The organism is Labrys miyagiensis (assembly GCF_030160835.1).
Taxonomy (GTDB): domain Bacteria; phylum Pseudomonadota; class Alphaproteobacteria; order Rhizobiales; family Labraceae; genus Labrys; species Labrys miyagiensis.
On the sequence record NZ_BSPC01000064.1, the window covers coordinates 29084 to 46038 of the forward strand.

Annotated in this window: 18 protein-coding genes; 12 read left to right on the top strand and 6 right to left on the bottom strand. The window is 65.1% G+C overall.

What is annotated here, in order from left to right; genetic code table 11:
* Positions 1–174: 174 nt before the first annotated feature.
* Positions 175–2940 (top strand): DNA translocase FtsK, encoded by a 2766-nt coding sequence (locus tag QQL24_RS27915; protein ID WP_284315579.1) that lies wholly within the window; start codon positions 175–177, stop codon positions 2938–2940.
* Positions 2941–3051: 111 nt separating this feature from the next.
* On the opposite strand, the gene QQL24_RS27920 is transcribed toward QQL24_RS27915, so the two are convergent.
* Genes QQL24_RS27920 through QQL24_RS27930 form a run of 3 tightly spaced genes read right to left on the bottom strand, consistent with a single transcriptional unit; the run spans position 3052 to position 5005 of the window.
* The gene (locus QQL24_RS27920; protein WP_284315580.1) at positions 3052–3414 is read right to left on the bottom strand and encodes a hypothetical protein; all 363 of its coding nucleotides are present in this window, start codon (positions 3412–3414) and stop codon (positions 3052–3054) included.
* Positions 3414–4061, bottom strand: a complete 648-nt coding sequence (eda, locus tag QQL24_RS27925; protein WP_284315581.1) for a bifunctional 4-hydroxy-2-oxoglutarate aldolase/2-dehydro-3-deoxy-phosphogluconate aldolase — start codon at positions 4059–4061, stop codon at positions 3414–3416. The genes QQL24_RS27920 and eda overlap by 1 nt, the downstream gene beginning before the upstream one ends.
* The gene (locus tag QQL24_RS27930; RefSeq protein ID WP_284315582.1) at positions 4058–5005 is read right to left on the bottom strand and encodes a PfkB family carbohydrate kinase; all 948 of its coding nucleotides are present in this window, start codon (positions 5003–5005) and stop codon (positions 4058–4060) included. Before QQL24_RS27930 ends, eda begins: the two co-directional genes overlap by 4 nt.
* 117 nt (positions 5006–5122) lie before the next feature.
* On the opposite strand from QQL24_RS27930, the gene QQL24_RS27935 reads away from it, so the two are divergent.
* The 7 genes from QQL24_RS27935 (at position 5123) to QQL24_RS27965 (ending at position 9685) form a co-directional block, all read left to right on the top strand.
* Entirely contained in the window at positions 5123–5314 is a 192-nt protein-coding gene (locus tag QQL24_RS27935; RefSeq protein WP_284315583.1) for a twin transmembrane helix small protein, read from the top strand.
* A gap of 147 nt (positions 5315–5461) precedes the next feature.
* On the top strand, positions 5462–6010 hold the full coding sequence (locus QQL24_RS27940; protein WP_284315584.1) for an acyloxyacyl hydrolase: 549 nt from the start codon (positions 5462–5464) through the stop codon (positions 6008–6010).
* A gap of 256 nt (positions 6011–6266) precedes the next feature.
* Complete coding sequence (locus tag QQL24_RS27945; protein ID WP_284315585.1) at positions 6267–6851, top strand: cob(I)yrinic acid a,c-diamide adenosyltransferase; 585 nt, start codon at positions 6267–6269, stop codon at positions 6849–6851.
* Between the two features lie 98 nt (positions 6852–6949).
* Positions 6950–8146 (top strand): lytic murein transglycosylase, encoded by a 1197-nt coding sequence (locus QQL24_RS27950; protein ID WP_431310768.1) that lies wholly within the window; start codon positions 6950–6952, stop codon positions 8144–8146.
* A gap of 236 nt (positions 8147–8382) precedes the next feature.
* Positions 8383–8895 (top strand): iron response transcriptional regulator IrrA, encoded by a 513-nt coding sequence (gene irrA, locus QQL24_RS27955; RefSeq protein WP_284315587.1) that lies wholly within the window; start codon positions 8383–8385, stop codon positions 8893–8895.
* A 110-nt stretch (positions 8896–9005) separates the two neighbouring features.
* On the top strand, positions 9006–9269 hold the full coding sequence (locus QQL24_RS27960) for a type II toxin-antitoxin system prevent-host-death family antitoxin (RefSeq protein WP_284315588.1): 264 nt from the start codon (positions 9006–9008) through the stop codon (positions 9267–9269).
* A complete protein-coding gene (locus tag QQL24_RS27965) occupies positions 9266–9685 on the top strand; it encodes a type II toxin-antitoxin system VapC family toxin (RefSeq protein ID WP_284315589.1) in 420 nt (139 codons plus the stop codon). Before QQL24_RS27960 ends, QQL24_RS27965 begins: the two co-directional genes overlap by 4 nt.
* 63 nt (positions 9686–9748) lie before the next feature.
* On the opposite strand, the gene QQL24_RS27970 is transcribed toward QQL24_RS27965, so the two are convergent.
* On the bottom strand, positions 9749–10036 hold the full coding sequence (locus QQL24_RS27970) for a hypothetical protein (RefSeq protein ID WP_284315590.1): 288 nt from the start codon (positions 10034–10036) through the stop codon (positions 9749–9751).
* 595 nt (positions 10037–10631) lie between these two features.
* On the opposite strand from QQL24_RS27970, the gene acnA reads away from it, so the two are divergent.
* The 3 genes from acnA (at position 10632) to QQL24_RS27985 (ending at position 14851) form a co-directional block, all read left to right on the top strand.
* Positions 10632–13313: an aconitate hydratase AcnA gene (gene acnA / locus QQL24_RS27975; protein ID WP_284315591.1), complete on the top strand. Its 2682-nt coding sequence runs from the start codon at positions 10632–10634 to the stop codon at positions 13311–13313.
* 218 nt (positions 13314–13531) lie between these two features.
* Entirely contained in the window at positions 13532–14200 is a 669-nt protein-coding gene (locus QQL24_RS27980) for a carbonic anhydrase (protein ID WP_284315592.1), read from the top strand.
* 378 nt (positions 14201–14578) lie between these two features.
* Positions 14579–14851, top strand: a complete 273-nt coding sequence (locus QQL24_RS27985; protein WP_284315593.1) for a hypothetical protein — start codon at positions 14579–14581, stop codon at positions 14849–14851.
* A gap of 41 nt (positions 14852–14892) precedes the next feature.
* Here the strand turns inward: QQL24_RS27985 and QQL24_RS27990 are convergent, their stop codons facing one another.
* The gene (locus tag QQL24_RS27990) at positions 14893–15327 is read right to left on the bottom strand and encodes an Lrp/AsnC family transcriptional regulator (protein WP_284315594.1); all 435 of its coding nucleotides are present in this window, start codon (positions 15325–15327) and stop codon (positions 14893–14895) included.
* Positions 15328–15448: 121 nt separating this feature from the next.
* On the opposite strand from QQL24_RS27990, the gene QQL24_RS27995 reads away from it, so the two are divergent.
* A complete protein-coding gene (locus QQL24_RS27995) occupies positions 15449–16366 on the top strand; it encodes a DMT family transporter (RefSeq protein WP_284315595.1) in 918 nt (305 codons plus the stop codon).
* On the opposite strand, the gene QQL24_RS28000 is transcribed toward QQL24_RS27995, so the two are convergent.
* Positions 16367–16897, bottom strand: a complete 531-nt coding sequence (locus tag QQL24_RS28000; protein ID WP_284315596.1) for an Lrp/AsnC family transcriptional regulator — start codon at positions 16895–16897, stop codon at positions 16367–16369.
* Between the last annotated feature and the right edge of the window lie 58 nt (positions 16898–16955).

Consider the following 16955-nt stretch of genomic DNA (forward strand, 5'->3'; position numbering starts at 1 on the left):
AGTGGAACCGTCGCGGGCATGCCGGTCTGAAGACCGGCACACCAAATCCCGCGCTCCCAGTAAACCCCACCTTAACTCCCGGCCTCTAGCCTAGTGCTGGGCTTATGGTGTTGCGTTCCCGCTGATCTCGAATCCGTTCCGGATTGCCGCACCTTGTTGATTTGAGGCTTGGCAATGCGGACCATGCGACGCGGCTTTACACAGAGCTACGCTCTTCCCGACGAGTTGAAGGGCATGCTCACGCGCCGGCTCAACGAGCTGCTCGGCATGGCGCTGATCGCCATGGCGGGGCTCGGGGCTATCGCGCTGGCCACCTGGTCGGTGCAGGATGCCAGCTACAACCATGTCGGCGGCGAATTGCCGATCCGCAACTGGCTCGGCTTCGGCGGCGCCGTGGTGGCCGATTTCCTGACCCAGATGCTCGGCATCGCCTCGCTCGCGCTGCTGGCGCCGATCGCCATCCTGGGCTGGCGCCTGCTCGCCCACAAGGCCATCGATTCGCAGCGCATGCGCCTCATCTGCCTGGTGGTGGGCGTGCTGCTGGCCGCCGGCTTCGCCTCGGGCCTGCCGATCACCATGCATTGGCCGCTGCCGACCGGCCTCGGCGGGGCGGTGGGCGACTGGGCTTTCTACCTCTTCGCGCCCCTCATGTTCGCGCGCCATTCCATGGTCCTGCAGAGCGTGCTGACACTGCTGCTCGGCGCGGGCGCCATCGGAACGCTGGCGCTCGCCTCCGGCTTCTTCCTGCACTACACCGAGGAGGAGCGTCCGGCGCCGGAGCTGCCGATGCGCATCCGCGGCCAGCCCCGCCGCATCCGCGAGGAAGAGGAGGAGGACGACGAGCGCTCCGCTTTCCTCGGCCATGTGCTGCATTGGGGCCTGATGGCCAAGAGCGCCCTGTTCCGCAAGCGGGTGAAGGTGGTGCCGCAGCGCGTCGCTCCGCCGATGAACCGGCCCGGCGGCATTGCCGATCTCTTCGCCCGCCTACGCGCCGCCGCCCAGCATTTCGGCCGCTCGCCCGGGGAGGCATCGGCTGCTCCGGTACGCCGCGAACCGGCCTTCACGCCGCGCACCGCCCCGCGCGCCGATGCCCGGCGCCCACATGAGGCGATCTCCCTGGACGGGGAGGAACTGCCCGAGGCGGTCGACCAGTATTCCGGCAGCCGGGACAGCTATATGCCCTATGCCGACGAGGATGACGACGATGCGCCGCTGGCCCGTCCCATGAAGCGCCCCTTGATGAGCGCCGAGGAAGCGGCCCAGCGTGCGGGGCCTGCCATCACCACCACGCGCGTGGGCCAGCCGGCGGGGGCCCCCAAACAGGGCAAGCGCATCGTTCGCGAGAGCGAGCCGGACTTTCCCTTCGAGCATCGCTACGAATTGCCGCCGCTCACCCTGTTGTCCGAGCCCAAGCGGCAGGTCGGTACCACGGTGTCGCAGGATGCACTCGAACAGAATGCTCGTCTCCTTGAAGGCGTGCTGGAAGACTTCGGCGTGCGTGGCGAGATCATCAATGTGCGCCCAGGCCCTGTCGTCACGCTCTACGAGCTTGAGCCGGCGGCCGGCATCAAATCCTCCCGCGTCATCGGCCTTGCCGACGACATCGCCCGCTCGATGTCGGCCCTCTCGGCTCGTGTCGCCGTGGTCCCAGGCCGGAACGTCATCGGCATCGAGCTGCCGAATGCCAAGCGCGAGATGGTCTACTTCCGCGAGTTGCTGGGCTCCGAGGACTTCGAGAAGTCGCGCTACAAGCTGGCGCTCGGCCTCGGCAAGACCATCGGCGGCGAGCCGGTGATCGCCCAGCTCGAGAAGATGCCGCATCTGCTGGTTGCCGGCACCACCGGCTCGGGCAAGTCGGTGGCCATCAACACCATGATCCTGTCGCTGCTCTACCGGCTCAAGCCGGACGAGTGCCGCATGATCATGGTCGATCCGAAGATGCTCGAACTCTCCATCTATGACGGCATCCCGCATCTGCTGGCGCCCGTCGTCACCGACATGAAGAAGGTGGTGCTCGCCCTCAAATGGGCGGTGCGCGAGATGGAGGAACGCTACAAGAAGATGGCCAAGCTCGGTGTGCGCAACATCGACGGCTACAACCAGCGCGCCGCCGAGGCCAAGGCCAAGGGCGAGACCGTGCTGCGCACCGTGCAGACGGGCTTCGACAAGGAGACGGGACAGGCGCTCTACGAGCAGGAGGAGATGGACCTCTCGCCCGTGCCCTATATCGTCATCGTCGTCGACGAGATGGCCGACCTGATGATCCAGGAAGGCAAGAATGTCGAAGGGCCGATCCAGCGCCTGGCACAGATGGCCCGCGCCGCCGGCATCCATTTGATCATGGCGACGCAGCGCCCCTCGGTCGACGTCATCACCGGCACGATCAAGGCGAACTTCCCCACCCGCATCTCCTTCCAGCTCACCACCAAGATCGACAGCCGTACCATCCTGGGCGAGCAGGGCGCCGAACAGCTCCTCGGCCAGGGCGACATGCTGCACATGGCCGGCGGCGGCCGCATCGCGCGCGTGCACGGCCCCTTCGTCTCCGACGAGGAGGTGGAGAAGGTGGTCACTCATCTCAAGGCCCAGGGCCGGCCCGATTATCTCGACTCCATCACGGCCGATGAGGACGAGGGCGGCGGCGATGACGAAGATGCCGCCGATGGCGCCGTGTTCGACAAGGGTGCCTTCGGCGCCGAGGATGGCGGCGACCTCTACGAGCAGGCCAAGAAGGTGGTGATGCGCGACAAGAAGTGCTCGACCTCCTACATCCAGCGCCGCCTGCAGATCGGCTACAACCGCGCCGCCTCGCTGGTGGAGCGCATGGAGAAGGACGGCATCGTCGGCCCGGCCAACCATGCCGGCAAGCGCGAGATCCTGGTCTACAGCCGTGATGTCAGGAACGCGGACGATGGCGACGAGATGGAGGACGAGGAATAGCCTGGGAGCGCGGACATCCTATCCGCTCTTCCTTTATCGTAGAACGCATCGTTTCCAAGGGCGGGTCGTCCGACACTCTCTTGAGTGTCGTAAGGACGTCCGCGCTCCCGGCTACACCCGCTTGAACCGCAGCGCCGACCAATCCCCGTCCACCGCGATCGAGGCCACCGTATCGAGCCCATGGTCCGGCACGAGATTGTGGATGATGTCGCGGTTGAGATCACCCTTCAGCTTCGAGGTCAGCTTGGGATAGGCGATCCACAGGATGGCGTCCGTCCGCACCATTGGCAGGTTGGCCGCCAGGCTTGCCAGCAGCCCGGCCTTGTCGCGCACGAACAGCAGCGCCACTTCGGCCTCGGCGAGCGGCGCCCGCGGTCCTGCAATCGCGGCATCGAGATCCGCCGGCGCGTCGAGCACCGCCAGGCGCCGCGTGCCCTTGGCCTGCAGCTTTTCGGCGATGCTCTTGCCCGCCATCACGCCGCCCTGTTCAGCACCGCGTCCCGGGCGGCCTTGAAGATGGCCGCCTGCTCGCGCAGGTTTGGGTCCACCGTGGGGCGGCGTGAGGGGATCATCCAGCCGCCGCCCACGGCGAGGATGTTGCGCACCGCGCCATAGGCGGCGAGCTTGCCGGCATCGATGCCACCGGTGGTGACGAAGCCGACATCCTCGAAGATGTTGGCGTAGTCGGCGAGCACGGCCGGCCCGTTCGAAGCCTCGGAGGGGTAGTATTTCAGGAGCGCATAGCCCCATTCGCGCGCCTGCATCACCTCGGAAGCGGTGAGCGCGCCGGGCAGGTGCGGCAGGCCCGTGGCCGTGACGGCCTCATGCAGCGCCGGCGTCAGGCCCGGGCTTACGGTGAAGGCCGCGCCTGCCTCAACCGCCAGCTTGACATGGCCTTCATGCAGCAGCGTGCCGGCGCCGAAGATGCAGGTGGGGTGGCGCGCCCTGGCCCTGCGGAGCACCTCCGGCGCCTGGGGCGTGCGAAACAGGATCTCGATCACCGGCGCGCCTTCCTCTACCAGCCCGTCGATGTCGGCGAGGCCTTCGTCGATGGAGCGCACCGGCATCACCGGCAGGATGGGGAAGGCGGCGATGCGCTCTTTCAATTCGGCGCTGTTCATACGGTTTCCTCCGAGATCTGTACGACGACTTGCAGGGCCTCTTCCACCTTCTCGCGCCCTGGCGTGCCGAGGCGCCCGCCGAAGACGCGGCATTTCAGGGCGGCGGCTGCGTTGGCGAAGGCGATCGCCCGGGGGATCGGAGCGCCTTCCGCGATGGCGAGGGTGAAGGCTCCATGAAAGACATCGCCGGCCGCCAGCGTGTCGACCACCTCGACCGCGGGCGGGCGCAGCTGGCGCACCTGCCCGCTCTCGCGTTCCAGCCAGTAGCAACCCTCGTGTCCGGCGGTAACGGCGAGGAAGCCGCCGAGCCGTCCGGCCAGGGTCTTCAGCGCCTCCTGCGGCGTTGCGGCGCCGCTGAAGGCGAGGGCTGCGGGTTCGGAGAACACGACATGGCTCGCCAGGTCAGCCAGTTCCCCGATTACCGCCTGCGGCCCGGTATCGGCATCGAGCACGGCGGGCTTGCCGGCGGCGCGCGCTGCCTTCAGCACCGCCGCCGCGCCTTCCGGCCAGCGTATGTCGACCAGCGCGGCGTCGGCGCGGGCGACAAGGTCGAGCGGCAGCCAGGACGGGTCCTTGCCGAGCGCCGGATCGTAATAGGGAACCACCAGCCGCTCGCCCGTCTTGTCGATCAGCACGGTGCAGATCGGCGAATGCACGCCCGCGGCGCGGCGCACGAAGCGGCAGTCGACGCCGGCGGCCGAGAGATCGCCGATAATGCGCTCGCCCACCCCGTCATCGCCCACGCGGGAGAACAGGGTGGCCCGGCCGCCGAGCCTGGCCACCGCCGCCGCGGCGCTTGCCGCCATGCCATGCGCGACCTCGACCGCATGCAGCGGCAGCACCTTGCCGGGGCCTGTCGGCAGCTTCTCCATCTGGAAGATGGAATCGAAGGAAGCCGCGCCGCTGCACGCGACATGTGCCTGTCTGCCGGGGAACTCGAACACGGCCGCTCCTGCCTCATTAGGGTGGTGATTCGTCATAGCATCGCTCAAGAGAACGGGGGAAGCACCCGCGACTCTTTCGCCCTCGACGTCGCCCCTTCTCCGGCCTAGACTCGTTAGATGGCTTCCTTTTTCTACATCCTGGTTCCCTTCGCCATCCTCGCCGTCGCCATCGTGCTCGGCATGGGCCTGCACAACATGATGAAGGGCGGCGACGGCCAGCGCTCGCAGAAGCTGATGCAGTTGCGCGTGCTCCTGCAGGCGGTGGCGATCGTCATCATCATGGCGGCGATCTATTTCGCGCATAGATAGGTCATCGGATAGAGACTCTACTCCTGCGCGCGCTCAGGCGTTGCATCCGTGCATCAAGATTGGCAAATGCCTGCCGCCTATAGCTAAAAACGCTTGGCGAACACACTCTCTCTGCTACCGTGCGCGGAATCAGAAGGATGTCAGTCCATGCGTTACGTCCTTTCCGGCGTCTTTATTCTGCTTGTCATGGTCGTTGCTGCGCATGCCCAGGACGCGACTACTGCCTCTTTCGGGGCCGATGCCTTCATCAATGAACTGCGCTTCGGCGGGCTGCTGCACGATCTCACCAGTCCCGAGAAGAGCACCGGGCCGGATTTCAACGCCGAAATCCTGTTCGCCAAGCCCTGGGGTGGCGAGCAGACATGGTGGCTGCCGCGGCCCAATCTCGGCACCACGCTGAATTTCGGCGGCGGGACCTCCACCGTCTATGCGGGCGTGGCCTGGCAGTACAACGTCACGCAGAACATTTTCGTGGAAGGCACTTTCGGCGGCAGCCTCAACAATTTTTCCGAGGATGGCACCCACCGCAGCGACCTCGGCTGCCATGCGCTGTTCCGGGAATCGGGGAGCCTGGGCTACGATATCACCGAGCACTGGCGCATCATGGCCACGGTGGAGCACAATTCGAACGCCGGCCTGTGCGACAAGAATCGCGGCCTGACGAATTACGGCATGCGGGTGGGCGATAAGTTCTGACCGGGAGCGCTGAGATCTCCACATGCGCTGACTTTGGTTGACAAAGGCGGCAGGAACACCGTCATTGCGAGCGCAGCGAAGCAATCCAGGGGCCACAGACACCGCCCTTCAGCTCCTGGATTGCATCGCTGCACTCGCAATGACGGGCGAAGATTTAGCACTCCGGAATACAGAGTTAGCGCCGATAGCCATCCTGTCCGCTCTTGGAAACGAATCGCCCTAGAATTAGGGAAGAGCGGAGATCACAGGAATCCCCATGGTTCGCCTCAACAAGATCTACACCCGCACCGGCGATGACGGCTCCACCGGGCTCGGCACCGGCGAGCGCCGCTCGAAGGCGGATCTGCGCGTCGAGGCCTATGGCACGGTGGACGAGGCCAACGCCGCCGTCGGGCTCGCCCGCCAGCATAGCGGCCGCGAGGACGGCGAGATCGATGCCATGCTCGCCCGCATCCAGAACGACCTGTTCGATCTCGGCGCGGACCTTTGCACCCCCGAGGGCGGCGAGAAGGAGATCACCTGGACGCCGCTGCGCATTGCCCAGAGCCAGGTCGATCGTCTCGAGCAGGAGATCGATGCCATGAACGCCGCGCTGCCGGCGCTGAAGAGCTTCGTCCTGCCCGGTGGCACGCCCTGCGCGGCCTATCTCCACGCGGCCCGCACGGTGAGCCGGCGGGCGGAGCGGATGATGGTGGCGCTCTCCCACACCGCCGGCGAAATCGTTTCGCCGCAGGCCCTGCGCTACATCAACCGCCTGTCGGACCATCTGTTCGTGGCGAGCCGGTATCTGAACCACAAGGCGAGCGGGGATGTGCTCTGGGTGCCGGGGGAGAACAGGTAGGACGTCCGCGCTCCCAGGATGCTCGCCTTACGTGCATTTAATCCTCCCCGGCCTCATCCCCGCCTGATTTCGCCATCTTTCATTTACCTTGATGATTCATGATCGCGCCCATGAAAAAAGCGCTCCTGCCTGCCTTCGCCCTCCTTGCCCTATCGGCCCTGCCGGCCTCGGCGGCGTCCTTCCAGTCCTGCCTCGCCGCCATCGGCGCGCGGGCGCAAGCGGCCGGCGTCTCGCCTGCCGTGTTCGCACGCCAGACGAATGGGCTGCAGCCCGACATGACCGTCATCGACGCCATGAACAAGCAGCCCGAGTTCAAGACGGCGATCTGGGACTACATGGCCGGCCTGGTCGATGCCCAGCGCGTGGCCGACGGCAAGCAGATGATGTCGAAATATGCCTCGGTGCTGGCCGGCGTGCAGCGGCGCTACGGGGTCGATCCCGCCACGGTGGTGGCGGTGTGGGGCGTCGAAAGCAATTACGGCGAGAGCCCGGGCACGCGCCCACTGGTGCAGTCGCTGGCCACGCTCTCTTGCTATGGCGGTCGCCGGCAGGGCTATTTCATGGGCGAACTGATCGCCACGCTGAAGATCATCCAGCGCGGCGACGTCAATCCCGACCATCTCGTCGGCTCCTGGGCCGGCGCCTTCGGCAATACCCAGTTCATGCCCTCGACCTTCCTGCGCCTCGCCGTGGATGGCGATGGCGATGGGCGGCGCGATGTGGTGGATTCGGTGCCGGACGCGCTCGCCTCTACCGCCAACTACCTCGCCCATTCCGGCTGGCAACCGGGCGCGCGCTGGGGCTATGAGGTGCGCCTGCCGGCAAGCTTCAAGCCGGGCCTCGCCGGCCGCACCAGGAAGCGGGCTCTCTCGGCCTGGACGGCGATGGGCGTGACGCGCACCGACGGCTCCCCGCTCAGCGGCGGTGGCAGTGCCGGCATCCTGCTGCCGGCCGGGCCGCGCGGCCCGGCTTTCGTGGTCTTCCGAAATTTCGACGCGATCTACGCCTACAACGCTGCCGAATCCTACGCCCTGGCGATCGCCACTCTCTCCGACCGCATCAAGGGCGGCGGACCCATCGTCACGCCCTGGCCCACCGACGACCCCGGCCTCTCGCGCGCCCAGCGCAAGGAATTGCAGGCCCTGCTGATCCGTGCGGGCTACGATGTCGGCACGCCCGATGGTTCGATCGGCGACAAGACCATCGAGGCCATCAAGGGCGCCGAGCGCCGCCTCGGCCTGCCGGTCACGGGGCATCCCGGCCTGACGATCCTGCAGGCCTTGCGCAAGGGCTGATGCATCGGTGGAGGTATCGGAAGACCTCGTCCCGTCTCACGTCCCGGTCACGAGGGCCGGTGTATCGGATTTACAACAAACCGCGTGAATCCGCCTCAAACCCTTGGTGAGGGGCGGATTCACCGATTGGAGTAGGCGATTTTCGCTACGCTTTATGCGATATTGCAGATGAGCGCGATTGCACCTGCGGCTTATCATCCCTAGAATAATGCCGTTAAACGTTGTAGAACCTGTTCATGTCGACCACCGTCATCAATATTGATCGCTCCGCCAAGCCCGCTTCGCCCGGGGCAATTGCCTCGCGCGACCAGCTTCCCGCCCGCGACCACCAGCGTACCGGCTGCCCGTTCCATGACGTGCGCTCGATGCTGCGCGATGTCGGCCTACGGCCCACCCGCCAGCGCCTGGCGCTGGGCTGGCTGCTGTTCCAGAAGGGCGACCGGCACATCACCGCCGAGATCCTGCATGACGAGGCCTCCAAGGCCCGCGTGCCGGTGTCGCTGGCTACCGTCTACAACACGCTGCACCAGTTCACCGAAGTCGGGTTGTTGCGTGAATTCGCGGTCGACGGCTCGAAGACCTATTTCGACACCAATGTGCATGAGCACCACCATTATTTCGTCGAAGGCGACAATGAGGTGCTCGACATTCCCGGTGAAGTCGGCATGGCCCGGATGCCCGAGGTTCCGGAAGGTTATGAGATCGCCCGCGTCGACGTGATCGTCCGCCTGCGCCGCAAGGAAGGTTGAGAGCCTCCCGTCATCGTTAGAGAATCGCACGGCGCACCTTGGTGCGCCGTTTGTTTTTGGCGTCCTGTCCCTATATAGTCACTATAGTCATAGTGGTCATAGGAGGGCCGATGTCCACGTCAGCCATTGAAGATGTATGGACGGTGGCCGGTGCCAAGGCTCGGCTTTCCGAAGTGATCGAGCGCGCCCAGAACGAGCCACAAACCATCACGCGCAACGGCAAGGCCAGCGTTGTTGTGGTTTCGGTTGAAGAATGGCAACGCAAGACGGAAAGGCGTGGCAGCCTGGCGGAGTTCCTGCTCAAGTCGCCGCTCAGGGGTAGTGAGCTCGACCTCGACCGGGTCAGGGACGAGCCGGGCGAGTCCTTGCTTTGAGAATCCTGCTCGATACCAATGTCCTGACCGAGGTCCGTCGCGTGAAGCCTGACTTGGGCGTCTTGCGATGGCTGGACGAACTCGATGAGGACAGAACCGTCATCAGTGTGATTTCGTTGGCGGAGATCCGTCGCGGAATCGTTCTCATGGATGAAGGCAGGCGGAAAGCGGATCTTGCAGCTTGGCTTGCACATGATCTGCCGCAGCGTTTTGCCGGCCGGGTGCTGTCCGTAAACGCGGATGTAGTCCTCTCCTGGGGCGATCTCATGGGCCAGGCAAGGAAGAAGGGCGTCGGGCTTGCCAGTCTTGATGCCTTCATCGCTGCAACGGCGCACGCCCACGACCTTATCTTGGCCACGCGCAACATCAGCGATTTTCAAGACCTGGGTTTGGACCTCATCAATCCCTGGGACTGATCGTCCCTGCGGTGCACAAACGATGTGAATAGGCCGAGGGCGGCCTCCGGGCGCCCCTGCGGCTCACCGCTTCAAAAGATCCAGCGCGCCCAGAGACACGAGCGTCGCGGCCAGCACCGTCACCGCATAGATCAGGCTGTGGCGCCAGTTCTCCAGGGGGGAGTGGCGGCGCAGGCGCTGGGGGCGGGCGAGCATGAAGGCGACGATCAGCAGCACCACCACCAGCCCGCCATGCTGGCTGCCGGTGGCGAGGTCGTGCAGGAGGACCATGCTGCAGATCAGCAGGGTCGGAAACCAGGCATGCCGGAATTCGGTGCGGAGCGAGGCAAAAAGCTGGGCAAATGGCGGCATGATGTCCTCGCGGGCGGCGGTCTTTTCTTCGAATGTCGGCTTGCGTCCGGGGTAGGTGCCAAATGCGGCACCAAGATGCTGCGCCGATGGTCACAAGGGGGAAATGCCCGCTAATGCCGGAGCTTTTGCGGCACAAAGCGCTGTCAGGGTTAAGAAACGGTGAATTTTTGGAGGAGGAGGGCGCGAGAAGCCTCCCCCACGAAGCTGGGGGAGGTGGGCCGGCGAAGCCGGCTCGGAGGGGGTGTGGGCGGAGTGAAGCGTGGGAAACGACAGGTTGGGAGTAGCGCTTCCCGCGCTTTATCTTGACCACACCCCCTCCGTCACGACTTCGTCGTGCCACCTCCCCCAGCTTCGTGGGGGAGGCTTAGGCCGCGCCTCTCGCCAAAAGGCACCCCATTTCCCCGAAACGAGATCCGCACCCCATGCAGCCCAGTCCCGCGATCGTAAGCAATTTACCGCGCGGCAGTAGCGGCTTTCCTGGAATCCTTCTATAAACACCTCATACCGCGCCGCACAAACTCCCCCGCGAACGCGAATTCCACTGACGTATCATAGGTTTGGGGCTGTCCGCCCAGCCTTTTTCAGGGAACCTGCCATGGCCTCGCTCGACAGCTTCAAAGCCCGCAAGACACTGCAAGTGGGCGCGAAGACCTACACCTATTATTCCCTGAAGGCAGCCGAGGCGAACGGCCTCTCCGGCATTTCCGCCCTGCCTGTCTCGATGAAGGTGCTGCTCGAGAATCTCCTGCGCTTCGAGGATGGCCGCTCCGTCTCCAAATCCGACATCGAGGCGGTCGCCGCCTTCCTGGTCAATCGCGGCAAAGCCGAGCGTGAGATCGCCTTCCGCCCCTCCCGTGTGCTGATGCAGGACTTCACCGGTGTTCCCGCCGTGGTCGACCTTGCCGCTATGCGCGATGCCATGAAGGCGCTGGGGGGCGATCCCACCCGCATCAACCCGCTGGTGCCGGTGGATCTGGTCATCGACCATTCGGTCGTGGTCGACTATTTCGGCAATGCCGACGCCTTCAAGAACAATGTCGCCCGCGAATATGAGCAGAACCAGGAGCGCTACCGCTTCCTGAAATGGGGCCAGTCGGCCTTCGACAATTTCCGCGTGGTGCCGCCGGGCACCGGCATCTGCCACCAGGTCAACCTCGAATATCTCGCCCAGACCGTGTGGACCAAGGACGAGGGCGGCACGACGCTCGCTTATCCCGACACGGTGGTCGGCACCGACAGCCACACCACCATGATCAACGGTCTCGGCGTGCTCGGCTGGGGCGTCGGCGGCATCGAGGCCGAGGCGTCCATGCTGGGCCAGCCCAACTCCATGCTGATCCCCGAGGTGATAGGCTTCCGCCTCACCGGCCGGCTGCCGGCCGGCGTCACCGCCACCGACCTCGTGCTCACCGTCACCCAGATGCTGCGCAAGAAGGGCGTGGTCGGCAAGTTCGTCGAGTTCTTCGGCCACGGCCTCGACCACATGACGCTGGAAGACAAGGCCACCATCGGCAACATGGCGCCGGAATATGGCGCGACCTGCGGCTTCTTCCCGGTCGATGCCGAGACGCTCAAATATCTCGACAAGTCCGGCCGCAATCCCGACCGCATCGCCCTCGTCGAGGCTTACAGCAAGGAGCAGGGCATGTTCCGCACGGCGGGCAGCCCCGATCCCGTCTTCACCGACATCCTCGAGCTCGATCTTGCCACCGTGCTGCCCTCGCTCGCCGGCCCCAAGCGCCCGCAGGACCGCGTGTTGCTCTCCGACGCCAAGGCGGGCTTCCTCGCCGCGCTCGCGGGCGAGTTCAAGAAGCCCGGCGAAGCTGGCAAGACGGTGCCTGTGGCCGGGACCGACTATGCCATCGGCCATGGCGCGGTGACCATCGCCGCCATCACCTCCTGCACCAACACCTCCAACCCCTCGGTGCTGGTCGCCGCGGGCCTGCTCGCCCGCAAGGCGGCGGCCAAGGGCCTGAAGTCGAAGCCCTGGGTCAAGACCTCGCTCGCCCCGGGCTCGCAGGTGGTGGAAGCCTATCTGTCGCAGTCCGGCCTGCAGAAGGATCTCGATGCCCTCGGCTTCAACCTGGTGGGCTTTGGCTGCACCACCTGCATCGGCAATTCCGGCCCGCTGCCGGAGCCGATCTCCGAGGCCGTCAACAAGGGTGACCTCGTCGGCGCCGCCGTGCTGTCGGGCAACCGCAACTTCGAGGGTCGCGTCAATCCCGACGTGAAGGCGAACTACCTGGCTTCCCCGCCGCTGGTGGTGGCCTATGCGCTGGCGGGCTCGCTGCAGGTCGATCTCACGATGGAGCCGCTCGGCACCGGCTCGGATGGCAAGCCGGTCTTCCTCTCCGACATCTGGCCCGACGGCGCCGAGATCCAGGCCGTGATCGACGAGTTCGTCACCAAGGCGATGTTCGTCGAGAAATATGCCGACGTGTTCAAGGGCGACGAGAACTGGCGCAAGATCTCGGCTCCCTCGGGCCAGACCTATGCCTGGGACGAGCGCTCGACCTATGTGCAGAATCCGCCTTATTTCACCGGCTTGACCAAGACGCCGGTGCCGCCGACCGACATCCACGATGCGCACATCCTCGGCCTCTTCCTCGACTCGATCACCACCGACCACATCTCTCCGGCCGGTTCCATCAAGGCGGCGAGCCCGGCCGGCGAATATCTGCGCGATCACCAGGTTCGCCCGGTCGACTTCAACCAATACGGCACACGGCGCGGCAACCACCAGGTGATGATGCGCGGCACCTTCGCCAATATCCGCATCAAGAACCAGATGCTGGCGGGCGTGGAAGGCGGCTTCTCCATCCATTATCCGGATGGCGGTGAGGCGCCGATCTACGACGTCGCCATGAAGTACAAGGCCGAAGGCGTGCCGCTGGTGGTGTTCGCCGGCAAGGAGTATGGCACGGGATCCTCGCGAGACTGGGCGGCCAAGGGCACCAAGCTGCTCGGCGTGCGCGCCGTGATCGCCCAGAGCTTCGAGCGCATCCACCGCTCCAACCTGGTCGGCATGGGCGTGGTGCCCTTCACCTTCGCCGAAGGCACCTCCTGGCAGAGCCTGGGCCTGAAGGGCGACGAGACGGTGACGATCAACGGCATCGAGACGATCAAGCCCCGCGCGGTGATCGAGGCCGAGATCAGGAAGGCCGACGGCTCGGTGGTGAAGACGCCGCTGCTCTGCCGCATCGATACGCTGGACGAGCTCGACTACTTCAAGAATGGCGGCATCCTGCAGTTCGTGCTGCGGAACCTGGCGGCGTAACGCTGCCGTAAAGCCTCCCCCACGAAGCTGGGGGAGGTGGGCTGGCGAAGCCGGCTCGGAGGGGGTGTGGGCGGAGTTAAGCGCGGGAAACACCTCTCCAAGGCCAGCGCTTCCAGTGCTTTATCCTGACCACACCCCCTCCGTCATTGCTTCGCAATGCCACCTCCCCCAGCTTCGTGGGGGAGGCTCATATCGCGCCCTTCGAGAAAGGAACTTCCTTGATCCCAGACAGTCTCATAGACGGCTACAAATCCTTCCTCGGCGACCGCTTCGCCCGGGAGCGCCTGCGCTATGAGACCCTGGCCGAGACAGGGCAGAGTCCCGAAATCCTCGTCATCGGCTGCTGCGACTCCCGCGTCTCCCCCGAAGTGATCTTCGATGCCGGGCCGGGCGAGCTCTTCGTGGTGCGCAACGTCGCCAACATCGTGCCGCCCTATGAGACCAGCGGCCAGTTCCACGGCACCAGCGCGGCCATCGAGTTCGCGGTCGAGGCGCTCAAGGTCAGGCATGTCGTGGTGATGGGGCATGCCAATTGCGGCGGCATCCGTTCCTTCGCCCAAAAGAGCGCGCCGCTGTCCTCGGGCGATTTCATCGGCAGATGGATGTCGATCATCGCTCCGGCCGCCGATACGCTGGAGGATCCCGGCGAAGTGCCGTCGGAAGACTACATGGCGCGCCTCAACCTGGCCGCCGTCGAGCAGAGCCTCGCCAATCTGATGACCTTCGGCAGCGTCCGCCGCCGCGTCAATGCCGGCGAGATGGAACTCCACGGCGCCTATTTCGGCGTGGCGACGGGCCATCTCCTGGTGCGGGATCCCGCCACCCACCGCTTCGAGCCAGTGGTCACGGATGTCGGCGTGCCGCCCTCGCTGTTCCGGAGTTATTGAGGGGGCAGGTGCGGGTATCCGTGGCTTCCTGCTCAGCGGCCTGCGTCCCCACGGCGATCAGCTCAAGCGCGCGGGCCACCTCGACATGGCACCTGTCATCGTTTCGCGGCCTCCAAATACTATACATACCGTTAGGTTATTCTCGGCAATGTGGCGAGATCCCGCCGCTCTCTTTATGATTTCCTGACGCCGCACCCATTAAAATACTATGCAATCCTTATTTGGCTTGCCTGGCTGCCAGAGGTAGAATGCGGGCATTACCGGTTCCCCGGAGCCGATCTTCGAAAGCAAAACCGCCGGCATAGCCTGTATCGGGCAGGCCGCACTGCCGCCAATACCTGCGTGCCGCCTTCTGTCGATCCCATCCCCGTTATCACCATGACCACATTCACGATCCGCAAGCTGGATCTCGTCTCTCGCGTGACGGTCCATATCTTCATTTTCCAGCTCATCGTCGCCACTGTTCTCGCCATCTCGAGTCCGACGGGCTTCCTTTCCGGTTTCACGAGCACGCTCGTCTTGATGGCCGTTCTCCAGGCCCTGCTGGCGCTGGCGGCGAGGCGAAGGCCGCCGGCGGGCTCGCTCCATGAATGGGACGGCGTCGCCTGGCTGCTCCTCGTGGCGAGCGGCTGCCACGTCTTCGCTGGTTGAGGCAGCCCACTGCTGCTGATCGAGATGCTGCACTGAGAGTCCTACAGCGGCGGCAGCCGTCGCTTCACCGGCTGGGACTTCACGATCGAGCTGTTCGTCTCCGCCCTGTCGATGATGCGGTCAAGGATCTCGTCGAGCTGGTCGATCGAGGTGAGGTGCAGGCGGGCGATGAAGCAGTCGTCGCCGGTGACCTTGTCGCATTCGGTAAATTCCGGGATCTCCTCGATGAGCTGCTGCACGCGGTGGAGCTGGCCGGGCAGCGGGCGGATGCGCACGATGACCTGCAGCGTGTAGCCGAGCGCCGCCGGGTCGAGATCCACGGTGAAGGCGCGGATCACGCCGCGTTCCTCCAGGCGCTTCAGCCGTTCGGAGGCGCTGGGAGACGAGAGGTTCACCTTGCCCGCCAGCTCCTTCAGGGAGATGCGCGCGTCCTCCGCCAGGATTTCGACGATGCGTCGGTCGAGATCGTCGAGCATAGGTCAAATCTCCATCCTGCCTTTGATAAGAAGGAAGATGCCATGAATGACCTTGGAAGATCCATATAAATCGCCGGCAGGGCCGAATAGGATGACCGCTCTTTGCAAGGGAGCCACGGCGATGGAACGGTTGCGCGGCACGGCCGAAATGACGGCGGCCATGATGATTTCGGGAACGATCGGCTGGTTCGTGCTCGTCTCCGGCCAGGCGGTTATCGACGTGGTGTTTTGGCGCTGCCTGTTCGGTGCGGGCACGCTGGCGCTGGTGTGCCTGGCGCTCGGCCTCTTCCGGCGCGATGTCATCACGCTGCGGCAGGCCGGGTTCGCGGCGCTCGGAGGTGTTGCCATCGTGCTCAACTGGCTGCTGCTCTTTGCGGCCTATCCGCGCGCCTCGATCTCGATCGCCACTGCCGTCTACAACACCCAGCCCTTCATGTTGGTGGGCTTCGGCGTCGTCTTCTTTGCCGAGAAGCTGACGGTCTCGAAGCTGTTCTGGCTCGGCCTTGCCTTCGTCGGCATGCTGGGCATCGTGCAGGCCAAGGGCCTCGGCGTCAGCGGTCCGGACTATCTCGCCGGCATTGCGATGGCGCTCGGCGCGGCCTTCTTCTATGCGCTGGCGGCGATCGTGGCGAAGAGGCTGAAGGGCGTGCCGCCGCATCTGATCGCGTTGATCCAGGTGGTGGTGGGCATGGCGATGCTGGCCCCGCTCGCCCATCTTTCCACCCTGCCGCATGAAGCGGGGACCTGGGCCATCCTCGGCACGCTGGGCGTGGTGCATACCGGCCTCATGTATATCCTGCTCTACGGCGCCATCCAGAAGCTGCCGACCAGCCTCACCGGCGCGCTCTCCTTCATCTATCCGGTGGTGGCTGTCGCTGTCGACCTCATCGCCTTCGGCCACCGGCTCGAACCGCTGCAGATCGCCGGCGCCGCCGCGATCCTCGTGGCCGCCGCCGGCATGACGCTGGGCTGGACTCCGCTGCGGGGGAAAAGCGCCCCTCGCGGCATGAGCGCTGCCGTCGAGGGCCGGAAGGCGTAGCTATTCCGGTGGCAACGGCACCTCCGGCCAATGCGCCGTCACCTCCGGCTGGATCGCCCGTTCCAGATAGGTCGAGAGCACCACATAGCTCTTCGTGCCCCGCACGCCCGGCAGGACGTAGAGCTGGGAGAGGAAATGCTCCATCGCCTGGGCATCCTGCGTGCGCACTTTGAGGATCACGCAGGTGTCGCCCGCCACCGAATGCATCTCCTCCACCTCGGGAAAGCGCCGCAGCGTCATCATGCGCTGGCTCTTGCCCCAGCCGTCGGCATCGACATGCACGAAGGCCAGGAAGGGCTTGCCGATCGCCCGGGCATCGAGGCAGGCCGTGGTGCCCTGAAGCACGCCGGATTCGCGCAGGCGCCGCACCCGCTCATGCACCGCCGGTGCTGAAAGACCGGCCCTCTCGCCGATCTCCGCATAGGTCAGGCGGGCGTCGGTGCTGAGGGCGGCCAGGATTGTTCGGTCGAAGGCATCGAGGGCACGGCCAGGCCGGCCATTCGGCCGAAGATCTTCTGTTTTTGATTTCATTCGGCCTAATCCGCTTCTTGCCGATGATCCTTAGGCTATAACTGCCTTTAGCAGAAGG